Annotated in this window: 9 protein-coding genes; 3 read left to right on the top strand and 6 right to left on the bottom strand. The window is 44.8% G+C overall.

Going from position 1 to position 12,505, the window contains the following annotated elements; genetic code table 11:
• Window positions 1–27: 27 nt before the first annotated feature.
• Window positions 28–1,569 carry an alginate export family protein gene (locus VL525_RS07880; RefSeq protein ID WP_325385139.1) on the bottom strand — a complete coding sequence of 514 codons (1,542 nt, stop codon included), beginning with the start codon at window positions 1,567–1,569 and terminating at the stop codon, window positions 28–30.
• Window positions 1,570–2,116: 547 nt separating this feature from the next.
• Between VL525_RS07880 and VL525_RS07875 the strand changes: the two genes are divergently transcribed.
• Window positions 2,117–2,767, top strand: a complete 651-nt coding sequence (locus VL525_RS07875; protein ID WP_325385137.1) for a Crp/Fnr family transcriptional regulator — start codon at window positions 2,117–2,119, stop codon at window positions 2,765–2,767.
• Window positions 2,768–2,869: 102 nt separating this feature from the next.
• Here VL525_RS07875 and nirD read toward each other — a convergent pair whose 3' ends face one another.
• Window positions 2,870–3,220, bottom strand: a complete 351-nt coding sequence (gene nirD / locus VL525_RS07870; protein WP_325385135.1) for a nitrite reductase small subunit NirD — start codon at window positions 3,218–3,220, stop codon at window positions 2,870–2,872.
• Between the two features lie 71 nt (window positions 3,221–3,291).
• A complete protein-coding gene (gene nirB, locus VL525_RS07865; RefSeq protein WP_325385133.1) occupies window positions 3,292–5,784 on the bottom strand; it encodes a nitrite reductase large subunit NirB in 2,493 nt (830 codons plus the stop codon).
• Between the two features lie 277 nt (window positions 5,785–6,061).
• On the opposite strand from nirB, the gene cobA reads away from it, so the two are divergent.
• Both cobA and VL525_RS07855 read left to right on the top strand, forming a co-directional pair.
• Window positions 6,062–6,793 carry a uroporphyrinogen-III C-methyltransferase gene (gene cobA, locus VL525_RS07860; RefSeq protein ID WP_325385131.1) on the top strand — a complete coding sequence of 244 codons (732 nt, stop codon included), beginning with the start codon at window positions 6,062–6,064 and terminating at the stop codon, window positions 6,791–6,793.
• 7 nt (window positions 6,794–6,800) lie between these two features.
• A complete protein-coding gene (locus VL525_RS07855; protein ID WP_325385129.1) occupies window positions 6,801–7,181 on the top strand; it encodes a DUF7009 family protein in 381 nt (126 codons plus the stop codon).
• Here VL525_RS07855 and VL525_RS07850 read toward each other — a convergent pair.
• From VL525_RS07850 to ppk1, 3 genes are all read right to left on the bottom strand, one after another.
• Complete coding sequence (locus VL525_RS07850) at window positions 7,165–7,923, bottom strand: DnaJ domain-containing protein (RefSeq protein ID WP_325385127.1); 759 nt, start codon at window positions 7,921–7,923, stop codon at window positions 7,165–7,167. The two genes, VL525_RS07855 and VL525_RS07850, sit on opposite strands and share 17 nt — an antisense overlap.
• A gap of 103 nt (window positions 7,924–8,026) precedes the next feature.
• The gene (locus tag VL525_RS07845) at window positions 8,027–10,405 is read right to left on the bottom strand and encodes a GAF domain-containing protein (protein ID WP_325385125.1); all 2,379 of its coding nucleotides are present in this window, start codon (window positions 10,403–10,405) and stop codon (window positions 8,027–8,029) included.
• A 78-nt stretch (window positions 10,406–10,483) separates the two neighbouring features.
• Entirely contained in the window at window positions 10,484–12,505 is a 2,022-nt protein-coding gene (ppk1, locus tag VL525_RS07840) for a polyphosphate kinase 1 (RefSeq protein ID WP_325385123.1), read from the bottom strand.

Genomic DNA, 12,505 nt, shown 5'->3' with positions numbered 1-12,505 from the left:
TTAAACTTTATCAGTTTTTAAATTCTGTTACTTATTTAAAAATTCGGGCCGTATGTTAAATTGCAGGTAAGCCCAAACCGGACTTAGTTTTGCGCTGCCGGGTGCAACGTTCTTTGCATATTCCATACTGCTTGTGGCCGCCATATAGGACAGTCCAAAATCGACCGAAGTGAATTTGTTAAGTTTGTAGGCGGTTGTCAGGTCAAATTCGGTTCCAAGGTATTTACTTACCGATGCGCCGCTAACATCCTTTTGACCGTTAGCGAGGTAGAAATAATGATTTGCCAGCTCCGCTGAAAAACGCTTATCGGTTGTTATATACTTCACTTTTAAGAATGGGTTGCTCAAACCGCCTGATGGTGAGCCGCTGCCGGCATAGAAATAGTCCATATAACCCCAAAACTTATGAGGTGTGCCATACAAGGGATCGAAGCGATGATCGGTTGTTGAAGTTGAAAATGAGTTATTGCCCGACAAGTAGTCCCAACCCACTGTATAACTCACACCGCCTAACCTGTAAAGTATGGCTATGGTTGAGGTGTAAGCACTTAAAACAGCGCCGTCCTTATCATGCCCGCCCTGGTAATAGAACCCTCCGTTTACCGACCATTCGTTGCTGCTCCCAAATACGGGGTTAATTAAGAGTCCGGTTGTATATCGTGAGTTTACTCCGGGCTGATTGAATCGGCGGCCATACACGTAGCCAACATCGGTACCGGACGCATTTTTGACCGAATCGAGTTTATATCTGCCAAACTGATCGCTCAAAAACAAGCCTGTAAACCTGGTTTTCCCAGTTTTCTTAGCGAAATATAAATACTCCATTGCCTTATAATTTTGATTGAGGCCATTGGTGCCTGGTGGATTTACAAATGCCGGGTTGCCGTTTTTGGCGCTGATTCCTGAACTGCTGACCAGGGGTATGAGCCCGGCGGGAGTATTAACCAGGTTGCCCTTGCTATCTTTAATAGTTGCCGGAATATTGGCAGGTGTGTAATAAGTGCCATTGTAATTGACGGCATCGGTATTCTGATTGAACGCGCCCCCGATATCTACCTGCCAACCTTTTTCTATCATTTTAAAAACAATAGCGTCATGGCGGCGTGCCTGTTGCGCCCAATCCAGGTTTCCCAGCAAACGCTCGTCATCATAAACCAACTCTTGCCGGCCAATTTTGATAGCGAAATAGTCAAAAGGAGATATTTTAAAAGAAGTATCTTTCTTATTGAATAAGATCAATTCGGCCCAGGCTTCGTGCAGCTCCAGTTTATTACCATCGGCACTACTTATGGTAGAGGCATCCTGCCCCCACAACCTTACATCCTGTATGGCTGTATGAAAAATTAGCTTACTGCTGTTGTAATTAAAGGTGAGGCGGGTTCGCTGAGAGATAAATGCAGCATTTTTATTCCCAATGGGCTCTAAAGTACCGTAGCCATCGCGTAATTCGGCTCTCGTACGCAGTTGACCTCCCAATGAGACCTGCGAAGATGCTCTATATGACGAAAAACATGATGAAAGTAATAGAATTGCCCCAACTGTATATTGGTTTAATACATTTTTGTACATTTGATTTAGTTTTTTATTTGTTAAAGCGATTAAAAACTATTTAACCCTGCCCGGGAATGCGACCTCCCGGCAGGGTTTTTTTATGTTTACTGAGTCTTGTCTTCCGCCATAGGCCCAAATTATTTATGAACTACTTAAATTAGTTGACTTATTTGTTATAAATATAGCTCTCGCAATGGAAAATATCAATTACAAGTGTACAATAGACACACTTTTATGATTTATATTATATAATTCCTGATTTTTTAGAAAATTATTAAAAGTTGTAAAGGAATATTTAAGCATAATGTGAATTTTATAATGAAATTTGGACTAATCGATTACATAAAATTACTTTCCATGAAAAAAATATCATAAAAATTCTCAATTTTTATGATTTAAGTCATTAAAAAATTAAAAATCGCCTACTATTACACCAAATTCCGATAATTTTAACCAGTAAAATCACTATAATCGTCCATACAATAAATTTTTAGCACAGCATATAAGGAGATATCTATTGAAGATGAAAAAAAGCAAGACCGAATGCGATATAAATAGCTGTTTTATGTGCCGAGGTTGTTTAAAACAATGGGAGCCAGCCATAGCGGCCAACAAAAAGAATTTTAAGGTAAAAAAAGGCGAAGTGATATTTAATGAAGGCGACGAGGTGAAAGGCGTTTACTTTGTTTACGAAGGGATTGTTAAAGTTCATAAAAAATGGGGATCCGATAAAGAGCTGATCATCCGGCTGGCATCTGCCGGGGCTATTTTGGGGCACAGAGGACTTGGCGGGAACAAAATTTATCCTATTTCGGCGACTGCACTGGAAGATGGAATTATTTGCTATTTTGATATTGAATTTTTCGAATCGTCCTTAAAGGTGAATGCTGATTTTACCTACAACCTGATGATGTTTTTTGCAAGCGAATTGCAGGAGTCGGAACGGAAAATGCGGAACCTGGCGCATATGTCGGTAAAGGGAAGGGTTGCACAGGCATTGGTCTCGTTACAGGACCAATTTGGTACCAGGCCCGACCGATCCATCAACATCGAGCTCTCAAGGCAGGACCTGGCCTCCTATGCCGGTGCAACCTACGAAACAGTGTTCAGGGTTTTAAATGACATGTTAAAGGACGACCTAATAAAAACATCAGCCAAGAAGATCACTATCAATGATCGGGAGAAACTACTGGAATTAACTGCAGAGGAATTGTAAAAGAAGCCTCGCGCCGGGCGGCGGCGAGGTCTTCGTCATTCTTCTCAAATAAAATAGGTTCAACCTGCGGTTGCAAATTGAAATTTCCTGGCCTGCTCAATATCAGGCAAGTCCAATATAAACTTTCCCATCAGCTACCTTTACCGGGAATGTTTTTATGGAGTACGACCCATTTGTTAAGCACTGCCCATTTAGCAGCGAAAATGTGTTTTTATGGAATGGACACGCCACTTTGGGTTCACAACTTTCACCGGCGCTGCCTATCATACCTCTCGATAGCACCATTTGCTGTTTATGCGGGCATAAATTTTGGGTAGCGTACCATTCGCCGCGTCGGGCAAAATTATAAACCGCTATTTGTTCGTCCTTTAGTTTAACGCAAGCACCGCCATTCGCCGGAACGTCGTCCGCGTAGCAGGCCAAAATCCATTCGACAGCAACTGTTGCTTCCATAGTTTTTAAATTCTAAACTTTATCACCAAAATTCTATTTATCTCATCAGGTATTCAGCACCAATAAACGAGCTACCATTTAGCTTTTACCTGTTCGCGCATTGACTCAAATTGCACCGTCGGATCTTTTTCTTCGGGCGCGTTAATAAAGTGGCTGAACCTTTTACGTAACGAAGGGTCGTTAACAACCTCCTTCCATTCGCAATGGTAAGTGTTCACCAGCGACTGCATTTCATCTTCCAACTGGGCAGCTATCCCGAGGCTATCGTTTAGTACCACGTTTTTCAGATAACTAAGTCCGCCATCCATCTTATTGAGCCATGTTGCCGTACGCGACAGCGGCTCGGCTGTTTTGATGTAAAACATAAGGAACCTGTCGAGATACTTTACAAGTGTTTCCTTGTCAATATCCGCCGCGAGTAATTGTGCGTGCTGGGGCTTCGATCCGCCGTTACCACATACATAAAGGTTCCAGCCTTTTTCGGTGGCTATAACACCAAAATCTTTAGCCTGCGCCTCGGCGCACTCGCGTATGCAGCCGCTTACGCCGCCTTTGATCTTGTGCGGCGCGCGAATGCCCTTATACCGTTCCTCTATCTCGATAGCAAACGACACACTGTCGTGCAAACCGAAGCGACACCAGGTGCTGCCAACGCAGCTTTTTACCGTTCTGAGCGCCTTTCCATAAGCGTGCCCGCTTTCAAACCCTGCGTCTATCAGTTCTTCCCAAATTTCCGGCAGATCATTCAAATGCGCACCAAACATATCTATGCGCTGCCCGCCAGTTATTTTGGTATATAAGCCGTATTTTTTTGCCACCTGGCCCAATACGATCAATTTATCCGGCGTGATCTCTCCGCCGGGAATACGCGGAACTACTGAGTAGGTGCCCCCTTTTTGAATATTCGCTAAAAATCGGTCGTTGCTATCCTGTATGGTATCCTGCCTGACAATAACATCGTTCCACAAACCCGAGAGTATACTGGCCACGGCAGGTTTGCAAACTTCGCAGCCATCACCTTTACCAAAGTGATCGAGCACGAGGTCGTAATTTTTAAGCTGGTTGATCTTTACCAGGTCAAAAAGCTCCTGCCTCGAATAATTAAAATGCTCACATATAACGTTTTTGATATACTGCCCGTTGGCTTTCATGGTGCCGGCCACCAGGTCCTTGATCAAAGGCACACATCCACCGCAGCCCGTTCCGGCTTTGGTACATTTTTTTATACCGTCTACCGAGGTAATTCCAAGGTCAGTTACAGACGAGCATATAGTTGACTTATTTACCGCTTCACACGAGCAGATCAGGGCATCGTCTGGAAGGCTCATCACCCCGGCGCCTTCACTTTCGGCACCACCCCGCAATCCCAGTATCAGGTCTTCCGGGTTGGGCGGCAAAACAATTTTATTGCTGACCGTTTGCAATAACATATTGTATGCTTCGGCATCGCCTATCAAAACACCACCCAGCAGATGCTTTCCGTCCGTGCTTATATTGATCCGTTTATAAACACCTTTGTGCGTATCCTCAAAGACTATGGTACGGCAATCGGGCTCTGTAATAAAAGCGTCCCCGAAGCTGGCCACGTCAACACCTATTAACTTTAACTTGGTGCTCATGTCATATCCATGAAAAAACTTATCGCCGTTGGTGAGCTGACTCACCACAGTATCGGCCATTTCATATCCCGGCGCCACAAGGCCATAGACCATGCCTTCGAATAATGCGCACTCACCAATAGCGAAAATACAACTATCACTGGTTTGCATGTTTCCGTTAACTACAATTCCGCCCCTGGAACCCGTGTGCAGGCCCGATAGTTTGGCCAGTTCATCGCGGGGCCTGATGCCCGCAGATATCACAAGCATATCTACCGCCAATAAGCTTTCGTCTGTAAAGTGCAGGGAATTGATATTGTGATCGCCGCCTATATAGGCCGTACTTTTATTAAGATGAATGGTTAGCCCAAGTTCTCCCAGTTTTGATTGCAACATAGCGCTGCCAGCAGAGTCGATTTGCCTTGGCATTAAGCGCGGGGCATATTCTATCACGTGGGTTTCTCTGATACCAAGGTCAAGCAAAGCTTTTGCAGCCTCCAAACCCAGCAACCCGCCACCCATTACCGCACCAATTTTTACGTTTACGGCAAATGCCTTTATCAGGTCCAGATCCTCGATGGTACGATAGACAAAAACCCCCTCTTTTTGCACACCGGGCATATCCGGCACAAAAGCCGATGAACCGGTGGCCAACACGAGAAAATCGTATTTAAGGTTAAGACCAGACATAGAACTGACCGTCTTTGCCGGCCGATTTATCTCGAGCACAGGATCGTTGACATGAAGGGTAATATTGTTCTCCTGGTACCAGGAGAACGTCGACATGGAAAGATCATCTGCAGATCTGCCGCTAAAATACTCACTCAGGTGAACGCGGTCGTAAGCATGGCGTGGTTCTTCGCCAAATACAATTATATTGAAATCAGCCGACCTGGCTACCAGTTTTTCGCAAAACTTATAACCAACCATACCGTTCCCAACTACAATTACCGTTGGTTTGATCATACCAAATTTTTTAAATGTTAAAGCTTTTAAAACCAGTAAATGAAATTAGTGCGACCTTATTTGCATTTACAATAGCAATTATAGAGAATAAAAATCATTATTCCAATGTTTTTTATTACTTTAGTCATGTTTTATATATGTTTTTATAACAAAAAATTGAATAAATATGATTTTGAGTCAATTTTAATTGATATTTTTAGATTCAATCTCCGATATAATTAAATTTTTGATTGATTTTGGTAAAAAAAACGACATAGATTTTAAGAAATTAGTAAAAATGAAGGAAATAAGTGACACCATACCGGAGTTATATGTATTAGGAGCAGGACCGGGCGATCCGGAATTGATTACGGTGAAAGGTTACCGGATATTACAGAAAGCAAAGGCGGTATTGTATGATAACCTTGCGAATAAGGACCTACTAAGCCTGACCCCCGACGGCTGCGAGCACATATATGTTGGCAAGCAGCCATACGGCGATTATACGCCGCAGGAACAGATACATCAACTGATAAAGCACTTTGCGTTTAACAAAGGGACGGTTGTTCGCTTAAAGGGCGGCGATCCATTTATATTTGGCCGTGGGTTTGAGGAAGTACTTTTTGCGAGAGAAAACGGCATTAAGACCTGCTTTATCCCCGGCATAACCAGCATGCAGGCGTCAGGCCTGGAGGATATCCCACTAACACACAGGACCATAAGCGAAAGCGTATGGATAGTGACAGGCACAAAGAAAGATGGCCGCTTATCGGCGGATCTTCAATTGGCGATACAAAGTAAAGCAACCGTTGTTATCTATATGGGCATGAAAAAGCTGGATGAAATAGCCCAAACATATATTGAAGCCGGCTGTGGAAATATGCCGGCGGCAATTATACAACACGCTTCGCTCCCGAATCAGAAGTCGGTACGGGGAATGGTGAAAGATCTGCCCGAACTGGCAGAAAGCAACCAGCTTACGTACCCAGCCATTATCATTATAGGCGAAGTAACAAATCTGTCCAACTAAAAATAGTATGAAAATCAGGATAAAAGGAAATTCATTGAGGTTCAGGCTCACTAAAAGCGATGTGGCACAATTTGCCGAAGACGGCTATGCAGAAGAAACAACTGATTTCGGCAACCATGTATTTACTTATGCCGTTCAAAAAAACAATCTCCATAACCTTTCGGCTGTATTTGAAAATAGCAAGATCACTTTATTTATGCCCGAATATATGGCCAACGAGTGGGCAAACACTGATAAAGTTGGTTTCGAATACACAGAAAACGACCTGTATCTTTTGATCGAAAAAGATTTCAAATGCCTGGACACTATAGCCGAGGACCAAAGCGACAATTACCCTAACCCCCTTGCCATAGATCATACATCGCCGCGTGTTATGGCCGGCCGTTGATACTACTGCTGAGCACGTATCCTATCTGCCCATTAAAGGCTATTTTGCAGTAGAGCTTCCCTTTCTGCATCAACTGAACCCTGGTTTCGCCGGGTATCTTTGCGATAACCGGCGAATTATAATCGGCCGATTGATGAAGATAAACGATACCTGTGATATTGGCATGCAGGGTGGGGAAACCTGGTTCCGGCGTCTGATCTGACGCCATTGTGTCGGGCACAGGCGTCACGGCTTGCACAGCGGGAGGAATCGGTTTAATTGGCGCTGCCTGATCATCCGTTGCCATACCGGGCGCGGCAAGTCGGTTTTTGACCGGCTGCATTAAAGCCTTGCGATGCCTTTTGGGGACGATGGCCGTTTTGCTTGCAGCAGACTGTTGCATAACAGCTTTTACAGGTGGCCTTTTTGCCGGGCGGCCCCGAAGGGCGCTGATAACATAGCTGGCAAAAAGCGCCGTTACCGCCAGGAATGTAAGCGTGAGCGCAATATTAAGATACTTGAGTTTGAACGCAGCAAGGCCGTGTTGCTGATTTCGCTTAAAGGCAGCATCATACTTTCGGCGGCGCACTGCGTCGCGCAGGATATCATAAGCTTCGGCTATTTCGCGGAAATGGGCATCCATAAATTCATCCTGCCCCTCGCCGTCACGATAAAACTTTCGGGCAAGTTTCTGATATGCCGCCTCAATTTCGGGCTGACCGGCATCGCGGGGTGTACCAAGAATGTAGTAAAAATCCTTCATGTTTGCTGCTGCAATGATTGGATTTGTTTTTGGCAGGATGGTTTAACGGGAGATGCCCGGCGGGCAAGGCACGTCCATAAAATAATTTCAGGCGATAGGAATTTTAATTAGCCGGCAGGCTATCAAGGTGTTTATAGACCTGCTCATAAGAAAAACTTCCGGACATAAAGCTTTGAGAATTGTACGAAACGCCCACACGGAGAGCCTTTAATCCGGATACGCCCTGCAGATCCTCGACATCAAAGTGTTCCAGGCTGTCGGTCAGCAAGCCTGCCGATTGCATAACCTTAATATAACCACGGTATTCGGCCTCTTCCCCGGCTTTTGAATAAACAACGGTTATGGTACCCTCGCGAGTTATACGCTCGTAGGTGCCTTTTATATGGGCCTTGTCAATACGCTTTTTTATCACTTCGTACCGGATGTTATAAGCGCCGTCGATATCAAAATGCTTCTCATCCATCCTGAAGCGGATAGCAATGGTATTGCTGAAAACCAGTATGAGTGAAGTAACATCCAGGTGATACGGCAGAATGTCCTTTAGCCGGTGCTGTTCTATTTCCATTTCAGCAGTCACCATTAGCTGCCAAAGCCTGAGGCGATGCAGATCGGTCATTTCAAAACCTGCTTCGGGCGATATAGCGGTACCGATATAGAGGTTATGCTCTACACCATCCGTCTTAAAGCGTTCGTAATAATGCGGAAAAAATGCTTGTATCTCGGCCTGGCGGCCATCCAGGATGCTGACCAGCTTTTCATTAACCAGGGCAAGCGTTTTTTCATAGTTTCGGCGGTTCAGGTAGAACGCGCCGGTCGCTTCGTCGGTCTGGTTAAAATAATCATCGATCCCAGCTGTACGTTCGTCGCTAATGTCGCCTTCTTTCAACAGCGGATACAGGTGTATTTCAAGATAGTGCTGGATATTTTGCTCCGTGTCTGCCTTGATACCGCTTTCAAGGTCGTCAATAAACTCGCGAAGGTCGTACAAACTCTGCTCAGCCAGTATTATCTGTCCCGTTTGGCGTAATGGTTCCAACAGCAACATCAGTGCATCAAGCTGATTCTTCAGATCGTTCTTAACGCTGAGGTTACGGGTGATAGATGAATTTTTAATATCCACTTCGCCGTATAGCGGGTAAACATGCTTGAACCTGATCTCCTTTAGCGCATAGGCCAGGCCAAGGTTAGCATTGATAATATAGTTTTTTGCCTCGCGCCTGAATTTCCAGTTTACACTCGGGTGCATTGTGGTGTAGTTGTTTTGGATGACGGCCTCGATCTTGTTTTGAAAATCGGTGATCTTACGATCGACAGTATCTACCAGGAAGGGCATCACTATCTCCAGTTTGTGGACATTGACACTATTAAATTCACTTATTTTTGATGAAACCAACTCGACGATCCCCATAGGCAGGCCATCCTTTACCAGCGGCGCCAGGATGAGACTTCTTATGCCCTGCGCGTACAGTTGCGCGGCAGTGTAGTTATCGGGATTTTGCCGCACAAATTCGGAAAGATCCGAAAGGGCAATATTATCTTTTTGTTTGATCAGCTTATCATAGGTATCCTTTGAAAATACTTTTCCGCAACTATCTTCATCCTTATCCGGCAAAAGGAAGCTTTGAACTCGCCGTCCCATGATCAGTGTGCTAAATTTTCCCTCGTCTTTCTGGAAAGAGGTGAAACCAACCCTGATATCGGGCGACCTGAAGATTGATCTGAATACCGTTTCGAGTGTATGCTGTAGTTCGGGTGCATCGGCGTTTGCCAGCAAGTCTGTCTTTAAGGCCGATACTGCATTTTCCGTAGTAACGTCAAATAACGTAACTAATGCAAACCCTTTCAGAATATAGCTATCTGCGGGAAATTTCGATTTCCATAAAGCAAGGTCATCATAATTATCCAAAAGCAGGCTGATATCCTGCTCCGTAATTTTAACAGCCCTTTCAGTTGGTACAACTTCCATGAAGTCGGCATTGTACGTAATGCGGTAATGTTTCATAACGCCGTTTGCGGCGGGGATGTCGTAAAAAAGGGGCTTGCTAAAGTCGACGCTTGTACCGTACAGCTGATTAAGAATAAGGCAACAGCTTCCTACATAAAACTGGTGTTCATCAAAATCACGGATGGCCATGTCAAAAGCTATCCCTGCATCGTCAATTATCCTCCTGAACCTTTCCGTATAGTTAAAGGTGAGCCCCTGGTAAGGAATAGTAACCGCCTTTATTTCGTTTAAATTGAGCGGAGCGGGAAATAATTCAGATAACATGCGCGAGATCAGCCCTGCATTGTCTTTGATCTGTGAGATATCTTCGATACCATCCCGCAATTCCGGCACAGCATTTATTTCGGCCAGCAATGCCTTAACATCCATACCAAAATAGTGTGATTGTATGGTTGCGATATATTCCAGCCTTTCGATGATCTTATGAAAGGATAGCCTGACCTGGAAAGGATTATCAAAGAATTGCGGCAGCAGCATATACGGCAAATTTATATAAAAATAAATACGGCCGTTAACTTCGCTGCTGTTTGTGACATGGTGGTGAAAAACAGCCGATTAACGATATTCAGAAGATAGCATTTTATAGATCTCCTGCTGTGCATGTATCGCAGGATCTGTCGTTTTTATTTTTACATTCTGCAGGTTTTCGTCCAGCTGAACTGCCTGTATATTATCCCTGAGTAACAGATCGACAATAGCTTTGAGTTGCTTTTTTATCTCTTTGTCAAGTATTGGGAAACAAACTTCAACCCGGCGATAAATATTGCGGTTCATCCAATCGGCTGAGCCTAACCAGACTTCTTCATCGCCCTTGTTGTGAAAGATAAATATCCTGCCGTGCTCCAGGTAGCGGTCGACAATGCGGTGTACCTTTATATTTTCGCTCATGCCTTTAACTCCCGGCATAAGGCAGCAAATACTGCGTATGATAAGCGATATCTTAACGCCGGCCTGCGAGGCTTCATACAATTTACTGATCAATACCTGTTCCTCCAGGTTGTTCATTTTGATGGTAATGCCGGCGGGCAGCCCGTTGCGAGCGTTACCGATCTCCCTGTCTATCAATTCAACAAATCGCTGCTGCAGGTTGAAACCCGCAACCAGCAGGCGCTCAAATGCTATCGGCTCAAACGCCTGCGGCCGTTTACGCTTGGCCAGGAAAATAAATAACAATTCCACCTCGCGAAGCAGGCCGTGATCCGCTGTGAACAGAACATGATCGGTATAAAATTTCGCAGTCGACTCGTTGAAATTCCCTGTAGCCAGCAAACCTGTATAAACCATGCGGTTGCCAATTTGGGTTTTTACCAGCGCAACTTTAGCGTGCACTTTAAGTGCGGTAACGCTGTAAACTATCTTCACCCCGGCATCTTTCATCCGTTTGGCCCATTTAAGGTTATTGGCCTCGTCAAACCGGGCCTTAAGTTCGACCATAACTTGTACGGCTTTGCCATTTTTTGCGGCACTTATCAACGCATTGACAATGCGCGAGTTGGCCGCAACACGGTACAGCGTAATGTAAATTTCTTTCACATCGGGATTAACGGCAGCCTCGTTAAAAAACCTTAAAACAGCGCCGTAATTTTGATAGGGCGTATTGATGAGGATATCCTTTTTCCTGATCACTGATTGCATATCGCCCCCCGTATCCATCCCGGGCAGGTTTACTGCGGGCCAGGCATCGTAAGCCATACCGGGCAAACTGACCGGTAACGAAAAAAGATCCTTCAGGTTGTGATAGTGACCGCCTATGGTCATGATTGTATCTTGCAGCGCCAGCTTTTGTATTACAGTTTGCAGGGTACGGAGAGGCATGTCCGCGTCGTACAAAAAGCGGGTGGCCAGACCCATATCGCGCTTTCTCAGCTGAGTTTCTATTTCTTCGGAAAGGTCGCCGCCGTATTCATCCTTCAGGTCGAGTTCGGCATCACGGGTTACTTTGATGCTATAGCATCCCCTGATAGTCTTTCCTTTAAATACCCTGTCCAGGTTATAACGGACAATATCATCCAATAGAACAATGAAAGTTTTTCCATCATCCTTTACCGTAAAAAACCTGGGCAGCTCGTCCGACGGCACATTAAGCAGGTACAGATCTTCCGTGCCTGATACGTCTACTGTATTAACTACCAGGTACAGCTTATTATTCCCCGGGAAAAAAGAGCTGCCATTGTTTAATTGGGCCGGCTGTAAAAATGCAAGCACTTCGGAAAGGAAATATTCTTTGGCTGCTTTTTCGACCACAGGTGGAAAAGGAACATTGTATATCAAATGGATATTCCTTTCCCCCAACAAGGGCAACAACTGTTCCCTCAATATTTGCCCGAACCTGTTTTGCTGATGGTTGATGGTATCCTTTGCCTGCTGTAATACATCATTTGCATCGTTGCCAAGCTTTTCAAAGGCGTGCAGTACCGGCATCCGTACACGGTAAAATTCGTCGAGATTGGATGAGAAAATGCTAAGAAATTTGATCCGCTCCAGCAGCGGCACTTTGTCATTTGCCGCTTCTTCCATTACACGCCCGTTGAAGGACAGCCAGCTCAGGTCGCGGTTATAAAACTGGTAGTTTGCCAT

The sequence above is a fragment of the Mucilaginibacter sp. genome (assembly GCF_035492695.1).
Taxonomy (GTDB): Bacteria; Bacteroidota; Bacteroidia; order Sphingobacteriales; family Sphingobacteriaceae; genus Mucilaginibacter.
This window is presented reverse-complemented; position numbering and strand designations above follow the sequence as displayed.